The following is a 17,206-nucleotide window of genomic DNA, read 5'->3' on the forward strand; positions in this document are numbered from 1 at the left end:
GAACGTCGAACACAAGGAGGCACGATGGTCAGCACCCGTGAACCGGGAGGCGCGGGGTCCTCGGTGGTGGACCTCTTCCCCACCAAGCACCTGGCAGCACCGAAGCTGCGGGACATGCCCGAGGCGCCGGCGCACTTCCGGCACGTCATCGGGCCGGGGATCGTCGCCGCCGGCGTCGGCATGGCCAGCGGCGAGTTCATCCTCTATCCCTACATCGCGTCCCAGGTCGGGCTGGTCTTCGTCTGGGCCGCCTTCGTGGGTCTGGCCACCCAGTACTTCCTCAACATGGAGATCGAGCGGTACACGCTCGCCACGGGGGAGACCGCGCTCACCGGGTTCAGCCGGTACTGGCGGCACTGGGGTCTGGTCTTCGCGATCCTCGCCTACTTCGCCAACGTCTGGCCGGGCTGGGCGACGAGCTCGGCGACCCTGATCACCTACCTCGTCGGTGGCAGCGTGGCGCCGATCGCGATCGGCATCCTGCTGCTGATCGGCGTCATCCTGACCATGGCGCCGGTCGTCTACCAGGCCCTCGAGAAGATCGAGATGGTCAAGGTCGCCGCCGTCCTGCTGCTGATCGTGGTCGCCTCGGTCGCCGCGATCGGGGCGTCGACCTGGGCGGACGCCCCGCAGATCATCACCGAGGCCGGGCTGCCCTACCAGGAGCTCGGGTTCGCGCTGCTGCTGGGCGCGCTGGCGTTCGCCGGCGCCGGGGGCGGCCAGAACCTGTGCCAGAGCAACTGGATCCGGGACAAGCGGTTCGGCATGGGTGCCTACGTGCCGCGGATCGTCAGCCCGGTGACCGGCCACCCGGAGGCTGCGCCGTCGACCGGGTTCGTCTTCGAGCCCACCCCGGAGAACCTGGGCCGGTGGCGGCGCTGGTGGAAGCTCGCCAACTACGAGCAGCTGAGCACCTTCGTGGCGATCAGCTTCCTCACCATCCTGTTCACCTCGCTGCTGGCCTACGCCACCGTCTTCGGCCAGGAGGGGCTGGCCAGCGACATCTCCTTCCTGGAGGCGGAGGGGAACGCGCTCAACGCGACCGTCGGCGGCTGGTTCGGCACCTTCTTCTGGATCATCGGCGCCTTCTCGCTGTTCGCGGCGGCGCTGGGGATCGTCGACTACACCAGCCGGCTCGGGGCCGACGTGCTGAAGACCGCCTACGTGAAGGACGCGAACGAGAGCAAGATCTACTTCGGGCTGGTCTGGGGCCTGGTCGTGATCGGCGTCGTCGTGATCCTGTCCGGCCTCAGCCAGCCGCTGGTCCTGCTGGTCATCTCCGCGGTCACCGGCGGGCTGATGATGTTCATCTACTCGGCGCTGCTGATCCTGGTGAACCGGCGGACGCTGCCGAAGGAGATCCGTCCGGGCGCCGGCCGGGTCGCCGCCCTGGTCTGGGCCTTCCTGCTGTTCGGCTTCCTGTCCGTGCTCACCTTCAACCAGCAGCTGCAGAACCTCTTCGGTGGCTGAGCCGGGGGAGGCTCCCGCGCCGCGGGTGGTCACCGCCGGGGAGACGATGGTGCTCGTCGTCCCCCCGGCGCCGGGCCGGCTGCGGCACGCCACCTCGGTGACGCTGTCGATCGGCGGGGCGGAGAGCAACGTGGCGATCGGGCTGTCGCGGCTCGGCGTCCCGGCCAGCTGGGTCAGTGCCCTGGGGCAGGACGAGCTCGGCGAGCTGGTCCTGCACCGGGTGCGCGCCGAGGGCGTGGACACCAGCGCCGTGCGCCGGGTCCCGGACCGGCCGACGGGCCTCTACCTGCGCGAGGAGGTCGCCGGCGCGCTGCGGGTCTACTACTACCGCAGCGGGTCGGCGGCCTCGACGCTGGCGCCGGGCGCCTTCGACCCGGCGGTGCTCGACGGCGCGGCCTTCCTGCACCTCACCGGGATCACCGGGGCGCTGTCCCCGGAGTCGGCCGAGTTCCTGAGCTGGGCGGCGCGGACCGCCCGGCAGGCCGGCGTCCGGGTCAGCTACGACGTCAACTACCGCAGCCGGCTGTGGGGACCGGCGGCGGCCCGCGCCGCCAGCGAGGCGCTGCTGCCGCACGTCGACGTCCTGCTCGTCGGGGACGAGGAGGCCCGCGCGCTGTGGGGCTGGGACGACGACACCTGCCTGGACCGCCTCGCCGACGCCGGTCCCGGCGAGGTCGTGCTCAAGCTCGGCGCGCGCGGCTGCGCGGCGGTGGTGGACGGCGAGCGGCTCACCTCGCCCGGGTTCCCGGCCCGCCAGGTGGACCCGATCGGGGCGGGGGACGCGTTCGCCGCGGGCTACCTCGCCGCGACCCTGGAGGGGCTCGACCCGGCGGGCCGCCTGCGCACGGCCAACGCCATGGGCGCGTTCTGCGTGCAGAACCTCGGCGACTACGAGGGGCTGCCCAGCAGGGCCGAGCTGACCGCGTTCCTGGACCAGACCGTCGACCTCGGGAGATGACGATGCAGCAGCAGGACCCGGCCGGCGTCCTCGAGGGCGTCTACGTCGCCAACGTGACGCCGTTCCGCGACGACGAGCGCTACAGCGTCGACGTCGACGCCTACCTCGCGCACGTCGCGTGGCTGGCCGGGCAGGGGGTCACCGGCGTCATCCCGTTCGGCACCAACGGGGAGGGGCCCTCGGTCGCCACCCGGGAGAAGCAGGCCGTGCTCGACGCGCTGGTCCCCGTGGCAGGCCCGCTGCACGTCGTCGCCACGGTCGCCGAGGGCAACCTGCCGGACACCCTCGACCTGCTGGGCCACCTGGACGACCTGCCGGTGCGGGCGGTCATGGTGCTGCCGCCGTACTACTTCAAGCCGGTGTCGACCGACGGGTTGCGGCGGTTCTACGACCGGGTGCTGGCCGCCACCCGCCACCCGGTGGTGCTCTACCACATCCCGAAGTACTCGGTGCCCATCCCGCCGGACCTGGTGACCGGCCTGCCGGTGTGGGGCGTGAAGGACTCCGGGGGCGAGCCCGGCTACGCCGAGGAGGTCCACGCGGCCGGGAAGGGCGTCCTGGTCGGCACGGAGGACGACCTCCCCGGACGGCTCGGGACGGCGCACGGCTCGATCTCGGCGCTGGCCAACATCGTCCCCGAGCAGGTCCTGGCCCTCTACCGGCACGTCCGCGACGGGCGGTCCGCCGAGGCGGCGGCGCTGTCCGCCCACCTCCAGCAGGTCCGCGCGATGACCAAGCAGCACGACTCCGCCGGGGTGCTCAAGAAGGTCGCCGAGCAGCGGCACGGGCACCCGATGGGCACCGTGCGGCCCCCGCTCAGCCCCACCCCGCCGACGTTCGACGCCGCGGCCGCGGCCGAGCGCGCCGTGGCAGGTCCGGTCCGGTGAGCGGGCCCGGGCTGCGGCTGCTCGTCACCGACGCCGACGACGGGGTCCTCGAGGCGGAGGTGGAGCTGCGGCGCACGGCGGCGGGCGACGTGGTCAGCTGGGCGCGGACCGGGCGTCCCGACCACGTCGTCGTCGAGGGCCGCTGACCCCGCAGGGGTGCCGGTCCGGGTCCAGTAGGTGGCCCGGCCGCCGCTGATGTCGTAGACGGCGCCGGTGGAGAAGCTGACCCGGTCGGAGCACAGGAAGGCGACCAGCTCGGCGACCTCCTCGGGCCGGCCGACCCGCTTCATCGGGATGAGGCCGGTGATGTGCGCCAGCACGTCGGGGGCGGTCGCCGCGTTCATCGGCGTGGCGATGACCGCCGGCGCGATCACGTTGACCAGGACGCCGGTGGTGGCCAGCTCCTTGCCCGCGGACTTGGTCAGCGCGATGACCGCCGCCTTGGCGGCCGAGTAGGCCGCGAGGCCGGGGTTGCCGTCCTTGCCGGCCATGCTCGCGAGGTTGACGACGCGTCCCCAGCCGCGCTCGGCCATCCCGGGCACGAACGCCCGCATGGCGTTCACCGTCCCGACGACGTTGACGTCGAGGACGTGACGCCACTCCTCGGCGGTGGTCTGCACCAGCGGCCGGTTCGGCCCGACGACGCCGGCTGAGTTCACCAGCACGTCGACCGGCCCGACCTCGCCGGCCACCCGCCGCAGCGCCTGTTCGTCGGTGACGTCGGCGGACACGTCGGCCCCGGCGAGGTCGAGCGTGACCACCTCGAGTCCGTCGGTGCGGAGCCGCTCGGCGGTGGCCGCGCCGATGCCGCTGGCACCGCCGGTCACCAGAGCGGTCCTCGTCGTCATCACGTCTGCTCCGGCCTTCCGACTGTCGAGACGATGGTCTAACTTCTGGAACGCGATGGAGACTACGCACACATCCAGGGGAGTGACAGCACCTGGCGGAGGCGGCGTGAGCCGGCTCGACGAGGGGCGGCTCGTCGGCTCCGACCGGGTGCTCGCCGTGCTCAGGGAGCTGGCCCGCCACGCCGACGGTGCCGGCCTGGAGGAGCTCACCCGGGCGATCGGCAGCCCCAAGTCGACCGTGCACCGCGCGCTCGGCTCGCTGCGTCGTGCCGGGCTCGCCGACCAGGACGCCCGGGGCCACTACGTGCTCGGCGACGAGTTCCTGCGGATGGCGTTCGCCCACCACGAGGCCCGGCCGGAGCACGTCCGCGTGCGCCCGGTGCTGGAGAGCCTGGCCGCCCACTTCGGGGAGACCTGCCACTACGCGGTCCTCGACGGCCGGGAGGTGGTCTACCGCGCGAAGGTCGACCCGCCGACCGGGGCCGTGCGGCTGACCTCGACGATCGGCGGGCGCAACCCGGCCCACGCCACGGCCGTCGGCAAGCTCCTCCTGGCGCACCGGCTGCGCACCCGCGCGGACGTGGCGGCCTGGGCCGGGACGGCGGAGCTCGTCCGGCGCACGCCGCGGACCCGCTGCTCGGTCGAGGACCTGCACCTCGACCTGGTACGGACCCGGGAGCAGGGGTACGCCACCGACGACCAGGAGAACGAGACCGGCGTCACCTGCCTGGCGCTGCCGGTCTTCCTCACCTCACCGAGCACGCCGTCGGGCGCGCTGAGCATCAGCGCGCTCGCCTACCGGACGCCGCTGTCCGTCCTGGTCGAGGCCCTCGGCGTGGTCCGAGGGCTGCTGGGGCCGATGGGGGAGGCCCGGTGAGGTGGGCGGCGGCGCCCGCATGGCCGGGCCCTGCCCAGCACTGACCCGCCCAGCACTGACCCGCCCGGCACCGACCCGCCCGACCCTGGAGACAGCACCGTGTACCTGATGCGCATCGGCGCGCCCGGCGCCGAGAAGCCCGTCGTCCGTCTCGACGACGGGACCTACGTCGACGTCTCCGACGTCGCCCCCGACTTCGACGAGACCTTCTTCGGCAGCGGAGGCCCGGAGCTCCTCCGCCCGGTGGTGGCCGAGCGCGTGGCCGCCGGGCGGGTCGCGCGCTTCGCCGGCGAGCGGATCGGCGCGCCGATCGCGCGGCCGCACCAGATCCTGTGCATCGGCCTGAACTACCGCGACCACGCCGCCGAGACCGGACAGCCCGTGCCCGCCGAACCGATCCTGTTCACCAAGTCGCCCAACACGCTCATCGGCCCGGACGACGACGTGCGCATCCCGCGCGGGTCCAGCAAGCCCGACTGGGAGGTCGAGCTCGGCCTCGTCATCGGCCGGCGCACCAGCTACCTGGACTCGGTCGAGGAGGCCCGCGACGCGATCGCCGGCTACCTGGTCGTCAACGACGTCAGCGAGCGGGCGTTCCAGATGGAGCGCGGCGGCCAGTGGTCCAAGGGCAAGTCCGCCGAGACGTTCAACCCCGCCGGGCCCTGGCTGGTCACCCCGGACGAGGTCGACGACGTCCTGGCGCTGGACATGTGGCTGGACGTCAACGGGGTGCGCCGGCAGACCGGCAGCACCGCGACGATGGTCTTCGACCCGTACGTGATCGTGCACCACCTGAGCCAGTTCATGGTCCTGGAGCCCGGCGACCTGATCAACACCGGGACCCCGCCGGGTGTCGGCATGGGGTTCCGGCCGCCCGTGTGGCTGCAGCCCGGTGACGTCGTGGAGCTCGGCATCGAGGGCCTGGGGTCGCAGCGGCAGCACGTGCTCGGGCCGCGGTGAGCGCACCGACCGTGCGGGCGTTCGTGCTGACCGCACCGGGGGAGGCGTCGGTGCAGGAGGTGCCCGCGCCCGTGGCCGTGCCCGGTGAGGTCGTCGTCGACGTCGAGCGGGTGGGTGTCTGCGGCACCGACGTCGAGTTCTTCACCGGCGAGATGGCCTACCTGCACGAGGGGCACTCCGCCTATCCCATGCGGCTGGGCCACGAGTGGGCGGGCACCGTCTCCGCCGTCGGCGACGGCGTCGACCCCTCCTGGCTCGGCCGCCGTGTCATGGGCGACACCATGCTGGGCGACCGGACCTGCCGCGCCTGCCGGCGGGGCTCCCAGCACGTCTGCGCGCGCCGCCAGGAGGTCGGCATCCGCGGCGGCCGTCCCGGTGCGCTGGCCGAGCAGCTCGCCGTCCCCGCGTGGTCGCTGCACCCGCTGCCGGACCCCGTCGACGCCGTCCTCGGCGCGCTGGTCGAGCCCGGCGGGAACGCGCTGCGCGCGGCGCAGGCCGCCGGCGTGGGCCCGGGTGACCGGGCACTGGTGCTCGGCCCGGGGACCATCGGGCTGCTGACGGCGATGTCCTGCGCGCGGCCGGCGCCGAGGTGCACCTGATGGGCCGCCACGAGGAGTCTCCGGCCCTCGCCCGCAGCCTCGGCTTCAGGCACGCCTGGACCGAGGAGACGCTGCCCGACCTGCCGTTCGACGCGGTCGTCGACGCCTCCAACGCCGGCCACCTCCCGGCCCTGGCCCTCGAGGTGGTGCAGCCGGCCGGGCGGGTGGTCTACATCGGCATCTCCGGCGACCGCAGCACCATCGACACCCGGACCCTGCTCCTCAAGGACGTCACCGCGGTCGGCGTGCTGTCGGCCTCGCCGGCGCTGGACGCCACCATCGCCGCCTACGCCGGCGGAGCGGTCGACCCGCGGCCGCTCGTCGCGGCGACCGTCGGTCTCGACCGGGTCGGTGCCGTGCTGGCCGGCGAGCGCATCGAGGGAGCCGGCCCGGGCCCCAAGACCCACGTCGACCCGAGGACCGTCTGACGCGACGGCGCGCCGGACGGTCAGCCGGCGCTGCGTGCGGGCGCCGGGTCGGGACGTGGCCGGTTCCCCGCGGATCCGGGCCCGGGACCGGCTCAGGATCGGTCGAGGTCCTCGATCCGCGCGGTCGACGGGCCCCGAACGGCGGCCGCGGAGCAGGACACGGCCTCGGCCTCCCGGAGCACCCGCAGCACGTTCCCGCCGACCAACCGGACGCAGTCGTCCTGGCTCCACCCGCGGCCGAGCAGCTCGGCGACCAGCGCGGGGTAGCAGGCGACGTCGTCCAGGCCGTCGGGGACGTCGTCGGCCCCGTCGTAGTCCCCGCCGAGGCCGACGTGGTCGATGCCGGCCACCGTCCGCACGTGCTCGACGTGGTCGGCCACCTCGGCGAGCGACGCTCGCGGCCGGGGGTGCCCGGCGGCGTACTCGGCGCCCACCGTGGCCCGGGCCCCGGCGTCCCGCGGGTCGAGCCCCCGGCGCTCCACCTCGGCCCGCAGCCCGAGGGCCCAGGCGCGGCACCGCGGCGACACGAAGTCCGGGACGAACGTCACCATGCACACCCCGCCGTTGGCGGCCAGCCGGCGGAGCAGGTCGTCGGGGACGTTCCGCGGGGAGTCGCAGACGGCCCGGGCCCCGGAGTGGGAGAAGACGACCGGTGCCTCCGCGACGTCCAGCGCGTCGCCGGCCGTGGTGGCCGCCACGTGGGACAGGTCGACCAGCATGCCGAGCCGGTTCACCTCGCGCACGACCTCGCGCCCGAACGGGCTGAGCCCACCGGTCGCGGGGACGTCGGTCGCCGCGTCGGCCCAGGGCACGTTGACGTTGTGCGTCAGGGTCAGGTAGCGGACGCCGAGCCGGTGCAGCACCCGGAGGACGCCCAGCGAGCTCGCGATGGAGTGGCCGCCCTCGGCGCCGAGCAGCGAGGCGATCCGGCCGCGGGAGAAGGCGGCCAGCACGTCGTCGGCGCCGAGTGCGAGCTCCAGGTCGTCCGGGTGGCGGCGGATCATCCGGTGGACGAGGTCGACCTGCTCCAGCGTGGCGGCCACCGCCGCGTCACCCTGCAGCGTGCCGGGGACGTAGACCGACCAGAACTGGCCGCCGACCCCGCCGCGCCGCAACCGCGGCAGGTCGGTGTGCGTCGCCGGCACGGGACCCGCGAGGTCCACCCGGTCCAGGTCGGCTCCGAACCGGGTGCGCAGCGCCCACGGCAGGTCGTTGTGGCCGTCGACCAGCGGGTGCCGGCGCAGCAGGGCGCGGGCCGCGGCGAGGTGGTCGGTCATCCCGCCCTCAGACCGAGCGCCTGGCGGACGCGGGGCGCGTGCCGGCGGGCGACCGGCACGATCTCGTGACTGCGGGTGCCCGTGGCGAGGTACAGCGCGCCCTTGAACCCCTGCTCGATCTCCCGCACCCGGCCGAGGTTGACGAGGAAGCGGCGGTGGACGCGCAGGAACCCCCGGTCGGCGAGCTCCTGCTCCAGGCGGTCCAGGCCCCGGACGGCGGCCAGCAGCCGTCCCTGGTCGGTCACCAGCCAGACGTTGTCGTGGTCGGTCTCCGCGTACCGGATCTCGCGGGGGTCGAGGAGGACCCACCGGTCCTCCCGCAGGGCGACGACCCTCGCGGGCAGCGGTCGCGGGCCGGGGAAGCCGGTGTCCGGGTCGTCGCGCAGCTCCGGATCGCCGGAGCCGGAGGACCCGAAGACCAGCAGCGCGCCGATCACCTGCGACCCGTCGAGCACGGGCCGGACGGCGACCGGGAGGGGCTGGTCGAGGAACGGCACGTAGAGCAGCGTCGACCCGCTCCACCCCGGGTCCTGCCGGGCGCGGACGGTCGCCCGCCGGGTCAGCTCCAGCAGGGCGGGGACCTGCGGCATCCACCGGTCCGACGGTGCGAGGGCCGCAGCGTCCGCCGGGGTGCCGAGCAGGACGGCGGCCGCGGTGTTCGCCAGCACGACCTTCCCGACCGTGTCCACCACGGCCAGCGGCGTCCCCGGCGCCTCACGGGCGTCGGCGAGGGCGGCCGCGAGCAGCGCGCCGGTGTGTCGCGCCCGCTGCCGCAGCTTGGCCTCGGTGGTCGCTGCCGCCGCGCGCAGCCACGGCAGGACGGCGTCGGGCAGCGGGGTCTCCCAGCACGAGATGTCGAGGGTCGCCAGCGGCTCGCGGGTGACGACGTCGCGCACCGCGACGCCGGCGCACATCCACGAGTGGAAGCCCCGGCACCAGTGCTCCGGACCCCGGACCAGGATGGGGCGCCGGCTCTCCAGGGCCGTGCCCATGCCGTTGGTGCCGCTCGCGCGTTCCGACCAGGCCGACCAGGGCGCGAGGTTGCTGTCCGCGGCCAGGTCGAGCACGCCTCGGCTGCCCCAGGCCGCCAGGACCCGCCCGTCGCAGTCGCTCACCGCGGCCAGACCGTCGACGCCGTCGATCTCCCGTGCCGCCCCGGCGGCCAGGCCGCCGAGCTCGGCGAGCACCACGTCGTGCTCGATCGAGTGCGACGTGCCCTCGGCAGCGGCGGGGGCACGTCGCAGGTGCGGGCTGACCTCGTACTCCTCGCGGCACCGGTACCAGGACACCAGGATCTCGGGGCGGACCCCGTGGACGTCGTCCGCGCCGGCGGCGAACCGCTCCCGCGCCGCGGCGATCCGATCGAGGTCCTCACCGAGGAGCGCGGCCCCGTTCGTCGCGGGGGACGTGCCTGTCGTCGGCTCTGTCTCGCCGTTCATCCAGTTGCCCTTGGGCTCGGGGGAGCGAGCGTCCCAGGATCCATCAGCGGTCGGCCGACCCGAGGCTAGCCATCCGCGGACGGTGTTCCAACGACGTCGGACGCGGTGGCCCAGGGGGACCCGGGCACGGCGGCCGGGGAGGAGGCGCCACTGGCGGCACCAGAGCCGCATCGACCACCACGACACCGAGACCCACGGGGACACCGAGACCCACGGGGACACCGAGACCCACGGGGACACCGAGACCCACGAGGACACCGAGACCCACGAGGACACCGAGACCCACGAGGAGGTGGGGTCCGTGGCGACCCTCACGCCGGACCGGTCCGAGCTGCTGCACGAGCTCGGTCTGGACAGGCAGAACGTCGGGATGCTGGGCCGGCTGCTGGCCACCGGGAACATCGGCCGGGCCGAGGAGGGGCCGGACGGCCGGATGAGCGCCGAGATCCACATCGTCCCCGACCAGCTGGTCTGGGATCCCCAGATCCTGGTCCTGCCGCACGGCGGCGACCTGGACATCGAGTTCGTCAACGACGACCAGAACACCCACTGCGCGCTGGTGCCGAGCAACGGGGACAGCCAGTGGATGTGGCTGCCCAACTACTCGCGGGGGACCATGCACGTCACCCTCGACGGCCCCGGCCAGTACTGGTTCAGCTCCAACATCGGCAACGACGAGGGGCGGGGCCTGATCGGCGCGATCGTCGTCATGGGCGACGTCCCGGCGTCGGCCCGCCTCGACCGCCCGCCGCAGCCGCGACCGTAGACAGGAGCAGTCGATGACCGCCATCGAGTACCGGCAGGCCCCGCCCCCAGTCGACTTCGGCTCCCTGACGACCGCGACGGGGACCGCGCCGCCGGTGGCGCAGGGCGTCACCTACGAGCGCATCCTCGACGCACGCTCGGAACCGCAGAACTGGCTGACCTACTACGGCGCCTACGACGGCCAGCGGTACAGCCCGCTCGACCAGATCGACACGCAGAACGTCCAGCGCACGACCCTCGCCTGGGTGTTCAGCTTCTCCCCCCAGGGCCTGCACGCGGGCCAGTCCACCTATGCCTTCGAGAACAGCCCGATCGTCGTCGACGGCGTCATGTACGTCTCCGGGTGGGACGGGTGGGTCTGGGCCCTCGACGCCAAGACCGGCCAGCTGCTGTGGCAGTACAAGCACGCGATCCCGTTCGACACCTCGTTGTGCTGCGGGAACGTCAACCGCGGGGTCGCCGTCGCCCACGGCAAGGTGTTCGTCTGCACGCTGAACGCCCACGTGCTGGCGCTCGACGCCACCACGGGCGCGTGCCTGTGGGACGTGACCAGTGGCGACGTCCGTGCCGGCGAGAGCCTCACGGTCGCCCCGCTGGTCGTGAAGGACCGCGTCGTCGTCGGCAGCTCCGGCGGGGAGTTCGGCGTGCGCGGCCACCTCGACGCCTACGACGTGGAGACCGGGGAGCGGGTCTGGCGCTGCTACACGATCCCCAAGCCCGGCGAGCCCGGGTCCGAGACCTGGCCCGCCGAGGGGGAGGCCTGGACCCGGGGCGGCGGCAACTGCTGGATCACCGGCACCTTCGACCCGGACACCAACCTCCTGTACTGGGGGACCGGCAACCCGGCCCCGGACTTCGACGGCGAGGTGCGCCCGGGCGACAACCTGCACACCGACAGCGTGATCGCGGTGGACGCCGACACCGGGGAGATCCGCTGGCACTACCAGTGCACCCCGCACGACCTGTGGGACTACGACTCCAACATGGAGTGCATCCTCTTCGAGCAGGACGGGCGCAAGCTGCTGGCCCACTTCGACAAGAACGGCTACTGCTTCGTCCTGGACCGCACCAACGGGGAGCGGGTGCGGATCTTCCCGTTCGTCGACCGGATCACCTGGGGCGAGATCACCCCCGACGGTCAGGTCACGGCGAGGATCTACCCCGACGAGGAGGGGGTGGAGGTCCACTTCTACCCCGGGCCGGCCGGGGCCAAGGAGTGGACGCACGCGGCGTACAGCCAGAAGACCGGCCTGTTCTACGTCCCGGTGCAGGACACCGGTGCGAGGGTCGCCCGCCGGCGCCGCGAGTTCAAGGAGAGCATCCCCTACTGGGGCGCCGCCGTGACCGTGGACGCCGAGGACATGGCCGGCTCGATCTCGGCCTTCAACGCCTCCGGCGAGGAGGTGTGGCGCTGGCGCAACGACCTGCCGATGTGCGCGTCGGTGCTCGCCACGGCCGGCGACCTGGTGTTCGCCGGCACGCCGTCGGGGAAGTTCGTCGCGCTCGACGCCCGCAGCGGCGAGCTGCTGTGGCAGTTCAACTGCGGCAGCGGCCACCACAGCAGCCCGTGCACCTACAGCGTCGACGGCAAGCAGTACATCGCGGTGCCGGTCGGCTGGGGCGCCTGGGTCGAGGGGTTCCTGCCCGGGATGATGGGCGGCCCCCACGGCCAGGCGATGTTCGTCTTCTCGCTGCCCGAGGGCCAGGACTCGTCCGGGGGGAGGTGACGGCGATGGACCAGGAGCTCTGCGCCTCCCCGCTCTGCGCGGACGAGTGGGAGGCCCCCTCCTTCGAGGAGATCCGGGTGTCCGCTGAGGCGACCGCGTACATGGGCGTCCAGGACGACTGGGACTAGGCGGACACGTCCGGAACCGGGCGGAGAGGCGTCGGGCGATGCGGTCCGGCGCCTCTCCGTCTCCGCACGGCTCTGTCGGCCCACAGCTGGGAGGACCACCGATCGACATGTGGGTGCGGGTGCTGGGCTCGGCGGCGGGAGGCGGCTTCCCGCAGTGGAACTGCGCCTGCCCCCCGTGCCGCGCGGTGCGCGACGGGTCCCGGCCGGCCCGTCCCCGCACCCAGTCGTCGATCGCGGTGAGCGCGGACCGGCGGCGGTGGTTCCTGCTCAACGCCTCACCCGACGTGCCCGCCCAGCTCGCCGCCTTCCCCGCCCTGCACCCCGCCGAGGGCAGCCGCGCGGTCCCGCTGGAGGCGGTGCTGCTCACCGACGCCGAACTGGACCACACGCTCGGGCTGCTGCTGCTCCGCGAGGGCCGCGGCCTGGTGGTCCACGCGACCGAGGCGACCCGCGACACCCTCCGCGAGGGGACCGGGCTGCTGCGGACGCTGGAGGCCTACTGCCCGGCCGAGTGGCGACCGGTCGTGCCGGGGGTGGACGTGCCGCTGGCCGACGGGCTGTCGTACCGGGCCTTCGACGTCCCCACGACCAAGCGCGCGCGCTTCGGCTCCGGTTCGCGGGAGGGGCGGGTCGTCGGCTACCGCCTCACCGACGAGCGCAGCGGCCGGGTGCTGGTCCACCTGCCGGTGCTGCAGGAGCTGACCCCGGCGGTGTGTGCCCAGCTCGAGGACTGCGCGTGCCTGCTCGTCGACGGCACCTGCTGGTCCGACGACGAGCTCATCGGGCTCGGCCTGGCCGGCCGGACGGCACGCGAGATGGGACACCTGCCGATCAGCGGTCCCGGGGGCAGCCTCGAGCAGCTCGCCCGGCTGCCCGTCGAGCGCCGGATCTACGTCCACGTCAACAACACCAACCCGATCCTCCTCGAGGACGCGCCCGAGCGGCGCGCCGTCGAGGAGCACGGCATGGAGGTCGCCGTGGACGGGCTCGAACTGGAGGTGTGAGGCCCCCCATGACGCTGACCGCGACGGCGACCGACGAGTTCGTGGCCGCGCTGCGCGAGCAGTCCCGGCGCTACCACGACCGGCACCCCTTCTCCCGCAGGATGAACGACGGCGAGCTGGGCCGCGAGCAGATCCGCTGCTGGGTGGCCAACCGGTTCGCCTACCAGGCGGCCATCCCGCGCAAGGACGCCGCGATCCTCGCCAACTGCCCCGACCGCGAGGTGCGCCGCCGCTGGATCCGGCGCATCCACGACCACGACGGCACCGCCGACGGCGAGGGCGGCGTCGAGGCAGGCGGGATAGAGGCAGGCGGGATAGAGGCAGGCGGGATAGAGGCATGGCTGCGGCTCGGCGGGGCGGTGGGGCTCGGCCGGGAGGAGATGGAGGACCAGCGGCACGTCGTCCCCGGCGTGCGGTTCGCCGTCGACGCCTACGTCACCTTCGCCCGTACCCGGCCGTGGGTGGAGGCGGTGGCCTCCTCGCTGACCGAGCTGTTCGCGCCGGACCTGATGGCCGAGCGCCTCGCCGCCTTCGAGCGCCACTACACCTGGATCGACCCGCAGGGGCTGGCCTACTTCCGGGCCCGCCTCACGCAGGCGCCCCGCGACTCCGCACACGCCCTGGAGGTGGTGACGGAGCACTGCCGGACGCCGGAGACCCGGGCGGCTGCCCTGGCGGCCCTGTCCTTCAAGTGCGACGTCCTCTGGAGCATGCTCGATGCGATCGACCACGCCTGTGCAGACCGCTAGGGGTGCCGACCGCCCCCGGCTGGCCCGTTCCGTCCGGCTGAGGTTCGACCCGGCACGCGGGCGGCACGTGCTGCTGACGCCGGAGGCGGTCACCGTCCTCAACGGCACCGGCGCGGCCGTCCTGGAGCTCTGCGACGGCCGGCGGACGCTGGACGAGATCGGAACCGTGCTGCGCGGCCGGTACGGCTCGGTGGACGACGACGAGGTGCGCGCCTTCGTCGACCGCCTCACCGCCCGGCGGTGGCTCGAGATCGGGGACGCGGAGGCCGGCCGTGGCCAGCGCCGTGGGCAGGCCGGCCGTGGATAGGCCGGCCGTGGAGCGGCCGTTCGGCCTGCTGGCCGAGCTGACCTACCGCTGCCCGCTGCACTGCTCCTACTGCTCCAACCCGCTCGAGCTCGCCGCCCACACCGACGAGCTGACCACGGCGGAGTGGCAGCGGGTGCTGGTCGAGGCCCGGGACCTCGGCGTGCTGCAGCTGCACCTCTCCGGCGGTGAGCCGCTCCTGCGCCGCGACCTCGCCGAGATCGTCCGGTGCGCCGGTGAGCTGGGTCTGTACACGAATCTGATCACCAGCGCCCTCGGGCTGACGCCCCGCCGCGCGGAGGAGCTGCTGGCCGCAGGCCTCGACCACGTGCAGATCAGCCTCCAGGCCGACGAGGCCGCGCTGTCCGACCGGCTCGCCGGGGTGCGGTCGTTCGAGCGCAAGCTGGTCGCCGCCCGGCTGGTGAAGGAGCTGGGCTGGCCGCTCACGCTGAACGTCGTCCTGCACCGGCACAACGTCGACCGGGTCGCCGGCGTCCTCGACCTGGCCGAGCAGCTGGGGGCCGACCGGATCGAGCTGGCCCACACGCAGTACTACGGGTGGGCCCTGCGCAACCGCGACGGGCTGCTGCCGAGCCGGGCGCAGCTGGAGCGCGCCGAGGGCGTGGTGCGGGCGGCGCGCGAGCGCCTGCAGGGCCGCATGGAGGTCATCTACGTGCTGCCCGACTACCACAGCCGCTACCCCAAACCCTGCATGGGCGGCTGGGGCCGGCGTCAGCTCACCGTGGTGCCCGACGGCGACGTCCTCCCGTGCCCGACCGCACACACCCTGCCCCTGCCCCGGGCCAGCGTCCGGGAGCACCCGCTGGCGTGGATCTGGGAGCGGTCACCGCTCTTCCAGCGCTTCCGAGGAACGGACTGGATGCCCGATCCCTGTCGCAGCTGCGACCGCCGCGAGCTCGACTTCGGCGGCTGCCGCTGCCAGGCCTTCCAGCTCACCGGCGACGCAGCACGCACCGACCCGGTCTGCCACCTCTCGCCCGACCACGGTCTCGTGGCCGAGGCGGTGGCCGCCGCAGACGAGGAGGCGCGTTCGGGTGCGGCGGTGCTGACCCCCCGGCCGCACCTCGCTGCCCGGCGCAGCCGGTGACCGGCCGTCGACGCCCCCGCCCCCCGGGTTGCGAGGAGGGAGTCCGGCCATGACCGAGCTGTTCGTCTTCATCTCCGGGGCGACCCTGCTGGTGGTCAGCGCGGAGAAGCTCATCACCCACCTCGTCGGCGCGGCGAGTGGTCTGCGGGTTCCGCTGTTCCTGCTCGCCGTCGTCTTCACCGGTGTGGAGTTCGACGACATCGCGCTCGGCGTCGGGCTGAACCTCGAGGACCTCAGCGGTGTCGCGCTCGGCGTCGTGTTCGGAACGGCGCTCTCGTTCACCGGCGTCGTCCTCGCGCTCGCCGCGATCCTCCGGCCGAGCCGGGTCGACATCCCGCGCGACTACCTCCTCGTGTTCGCGGCCGCACCGCTGGTGATGGTCGCGTTCACCCTCACCGGGCCGCTCACGATGACCGACGGACTGCTGCTCCTCGGTCTGTTCGTCCTCTTCATCGCCTACGTCGCCGCCCGGGAACTCCGCAGGAGCATCCCGGTCTTCCGCGACGAGGAGGTGTACGAAGCCGCCGTCGCCGAGGCCGGAGACGGCGTGCACCCCCGCCGCGGGGCGGACACGCACGCGCTGCGGGACCAGCCGGCCGGTGCAGCGGCCCGGACCGGCGCCGAGCGGGCGCAGCAGATCGTCGACGACGAGCCCCGGATCGAGGCACGCGACCTGCCCGGCTGGGCCCACCTGGGACTGGCGGTGGTCGCACTCGCCGGCCTCGTCGTCGGCGCGGCGACCGTCAGCACCGGGACCGAGGGGATCCTGGAGACCCACGGGCTCGAGGGCACGGTGTTCGGCGCCACGATCGTCACCGCCGTCCTCACCATGGAGGACGTCTTCCTGACGGTGGAGCCCTTCCGGAGGGGCGTGCCGGAGATCGGGGTCGGCAACGTCATCGGCAGCGTCGTCTTCTCGGTCACCGGGAAGCTGGGCATCACCCTGCTGGCCGGCGGCATCGTCGTCGGCTCGGACGTGTTCACCTGGCACCTGCCCTCGCTCGTCGTCCTCACCGCTCTGGCTGCGTACCTGCTCTCCACCGGCCGGCTGACGCGGTGGCACGGCGGCATCCTCCTGGCGCTCTACGTCGTGTACTGGGTGGTCAGCCTGGTCGCGTTCGGCGAGGTCCCGGTCGAGATGGACTGAGGGAGGGCCCCTCGCCACGTGCAGGCTCGCGGCGGGACCCTGCACGGGGGCCGGCGGGACCCTCCACGGGGCCACCGTCCCGCCGGTGGACGGGACGAGGGAGGTGGCGGCGGGATGCCGGGCTGGGCGTGGTCGCTGGCCGGGGTGCTGGGCGGCCTGCTGCTGTGCTGGCTGGTGCTCATGGCGGTGCTGTGGAGGACCTGCCCGGACGAGCTGGGACTCCGGGAGCTGCTGCGGCTGCTGCCCGACGTGGTCAGGCTGGTGCACCGGCTGGCCGGCGACGGCGCGCTGCCGCGCGGCGTCCGGGTGCGGCTGTGGCTGCTGCTGGCCTACCTGGCGCTGCCGATCGACCTGGTGCCCGACTTCGTGCCGGTGCTCGGCCACGCCGACGACGCGATCGTGGTCGCCCTGGTGCTGCGCTCGGTGGTCCGCCGCGCCGGCGCGGCCGCGATCGCCCGGCACTGGCCCGGCACGCCCGACGGCCTGGCCGCGCTGCGCCGGGCGAGCCGGCTGCCGGTGTAGGCGTCTGCT

At 73.8% G+C, this 17,206-nt stretch carries 18 protein-coding genes and 1 pseudogene; 16 read left to right on the forward strand and 3 right to left on the reverse strand.

Features of this window, described 5'->3' with window-relative positions; translation table 11 throughout:
• The first annotated feature begins 24 nt into the window (after window positions 1-24).
• Genes BUB17_RS03560 through BUB17_RS03570 form a run of 3 tightly spaced genes read left to right on the forward strand, consistent with a single transcriptional unit; the run spans window position 25 to window position 3,315 of the window.
• Window positions 25-1,470, forward strand: coding sequence for an Nramp family divalent metal transporter (locus BUB17_RS03560; RefSeq protein ID WP_072913377.1), 1,446 nt, complete (start codon window positions 25-27; stop codon window positions 1,468-1,470).
• Complete coding sequence (locus BUB17_RS03565) at window positions 1,463-2,428, forward strand: sugar kinase (RefSeq protein WP_244276870.1); 966 nt, start codon at window positions 1,463-1,465, stop codon at window positions 2,426-2,428. The genes BUB17_RS03560 and BUB17_RS03565 overlap by 8 nt, the downstream gene beginning before the upstream one ends.
• Window positions 2,425-3,315 carry a dihydrodipicolinate synthase family protein gene (locus BUB17_RS03570; RefSeq protein ID WP_083605989.1) on the forward strand — a complete coding sequence of 297 codons (891 nt, stop codon included), beginning with the start codon at window positions 2,425-2,427 and terminating at the stop codon, window positions 3,313-3,315. Before BUB17_RS03565 ends, BUB17_RS03570 begins: the two co-directional genes overlap by 4 nt.
• A 197-nt stretch (window positions 3,316-3,512) precedes the next feature.
• On the opposite strand, the pseudogene BUB17_RS03575 reads toward BUB17_RS03570, so the two are convergent.
• A pseudogene (locus BUB17_RS03575) lies at window positions 3,513-4,163 on the reverse strand (SDR family NAD(P)-dependent oxidoreductase); the annotation flags it as partial.
• Window positions 4,164-4,269: 106 nt separating this feature from the next.
• On the opposite strand from BUB17_RS03575, the gene BUB17_RS03580 reads away from it, so the two are divergent.
• From BUB17_RS03580 to BUB17_RS27635, 4 genes are all read left to right on the forward strand, one after another.
• Complete coding sequence (locus BUB17_RS03580) at window positions 4,270-5,040, forward strand: IclR family transcriptional regulator (RefSeq protein ID WP_083605991.1); 771 nt, start codon at window positions 4,270-4,272, stop codon at window positions 5,038-5,040.
• A gap of 108 nt (window positions 5,041-5,148) precedes the next feature.
• Complete coding sequence (locus tag BUB17_RS03585) at window positions 5,149-6,000, forward strand: fumarylacetoacetate hydrolase family protein (protein ID WP_244276871.1); 852 nt, start codon at window positions 5,149-5,151, stop codon at window positions 5,998-6,000.
• Window positions 5,997-6,599 carry an alcohol dehydrogenase catalytic domain-containing protein gene (locus BUB17_RS27630; RefSeq protein WP_244276873.1) on the forward strand — a complete coding sequence of 201 codons (603 nt, stop codon included), beginning with the start codon at window positions 5,997-5,999 and terminating at the stop codon, window positions 6,597-6,599. Before BUB17_RS03585 ends, BUB17_RS27630 begins: the two co-directional genes overlap by 4 nt.
• The gene (locus BUB17_RS27635; protein ID WP_244276875.1) at window positions 6,599-7,027 is read left to right on the forward strand and encodes a zinc-binding dehydrogenase; all 429 of its coding nucleotides are present in this window, start codon (window positions 6,599-6,601) and stop codon (window positions 7,025-7,027) included. The genes BUB17_RS27630 and BUB17_RS27635 overlap by 1 nt, the downstream gene beginning before the upstream one ends.
• Before the next feature lie 92 nt (window positions 7,028-7,119).
• On the opposite strand, the gene BUB17_RS03595 is transcribed toward BUB17_RS27635, so the two are convergent.
• Complete coding sequence (locus BUB17_RS03595) at window positions 7,120-8,304, reverse strand: dipeptidase (protein ID WP_072913389.1); 1,185 nt, start codon at window positions 8,302-8,304, stop codon at window positions 7,120-7,122.
• Window positions 8,301-9,743, reverse strand: coding sequence for a DNA-binding protein (locus BUB17_RS03600; protein ID WP_083605993.1), 1,443 nt, complete (start codon window positions 9,741-9,743; stop codon window positions 8,301-8,303). Before BUB17_RS03600 ends, BUB17_RS03595 begins: the two co-directional genes overlap by 4 nt.
• Before the next feature lie 301 nt (window positions 9,744-10,044).
• On the opposite strand from BUB17_RS03600, the gene BUB17_RS03605 reads away from it, so the two are divergent.
• The 9 genes from BUB17_RS03605 (at window position 10,045) to BUB17_RS03645 (ending at window position 17,197) form a co-directional block, all read left to right on the forward strand.
• Complete coding sequence (locus tag BUB17_RS03605; RefSeq protein ID WP_072913750.1) at window positions 10,045-10,509, forward strand: MSMEG_3727 family PQQ-associated protein; 465 nt, start codon at window positions 10,045-10,047, stop codon at window positions 10,507-10,509.
• Window positions 10,510-10,522: 13 nt separating this feature from the next.
• Window positions 10,523-12,235, forward strand: coding sequence for a PQQ-dependent dehydrogenase, methanol/ethanol family (locus tag BUB17_RS03610; protein WP_072913391.1), 1,713 nt, complete (start codon window positions 10,523-10,525; stop codon window positions 12,233-12,235).
• A 5-nt stretch (window positions 12,236-12,240) separates the two neighbouring features.
• The gene (gene pqqA / locus BUB17_RS03615) at window positions 12,241-12,363 is read left to right on the forward strand and encodes a pyrroloquinoline quinone precursor peptide PqqA (RefSeq protein WP_141242889.1); all 123 of its coding nucleotides are present in this window, start codon (window positions 12,241-12,243) and stop codon (window positions 12,361-12,363) included.
• A 107-nt stretch (window positions 12,364-12,470) separates the two neighbouring features.
• Window positions 12,471-13,367 (forward strand): pyrroloquinoline quinone biosynthesis protein PqqB, encoded by an 897-nt coding sequence (gene pqqB, locus BUB17_RS03620; protein ID WP_072913397.1) that lies wholly within the window; start codon window positions 12,471-12,473, stop codon window positions 13,365-13,367.
• An 8-nt stretch (window positions 13,368-13,375) separates the two neighbouring features.
• Window positions 13,376-14,116, forward strand: coding sequence for a pyrroloquinoline-quinone synthase PqqC (pqqC, locus tag BUB17_RS03625; protein ID WP_072913400.1), 741 nt, complete (start codon window positions 13,376-13,378; stop codon window positions 14,114-14,116).
• A complete protein-coding gene (gene pqqD / locus BUB17_RS03630) occupies window positions 14,103-14,423 on the forward strand; it encodes a pyrroloquinoline quinone biosynthesis peptide chaperone PqqD (protein WP_072913403.1) in 321 nt (106 codons plus the stop codon). The genes pqqC and pqqD overlap by 14 nt, the downstream gene beginning before the upstream one ends.
• Before the next feature lie 7 nt (window positions 14,424-14,430).
• Window positions 14,431-15,528 carry a pyrroloquinoline quinone biosynthesis protein PqqE gene (gene pqqE / locus BUB17_RS03635; protein ID WP_072913406.1) on the forward strand — a complete coding sequence of 366 codons (1,098 nt, stop codon included), beginning with the start codon at window positions 14,431-14,433 and terminating at the stop codon, window positions 15,526-15,528.
• Window positions 15,529-15,577: 49 nt separating this feature from the next.
• Window positions 15,578-16,675, forward strand: coding sequence for a sodium:calcium antiporter (locus BUB17_RS03640; protein WP_072913409.1), 1,098 nt, complete (start codon window positions 15,578-15,580; stop codon window positions 16,673-16,675).
• A 114-nt stretch (window positions 16,676-16,789) separates the two neighbouring features.
• Window positions 16,790-17,197: a YkvA family protein gene (locus BUB17_RS03645; RefSeq protein WP_072913412.1), complete on the forward strand. Its 408-nt coding sequence runs from the start codon at window positions 16,790-16,792 to the stop codon at window positions 17,195-17,197.
• The last annotated feature ends 9 nt before the right edge of the window (window positions 17,198-17,206 follow it).

This window comes from Geodermatophilus obscurus (assembly GCF_900143215.1).
Lineage (GTDB): Bacteria > Actinomycetota > Actinomycetes > Mycobacteriales > Geodermatophilaceae > Geodermatophilus > Geodermatophilus obscurus_A.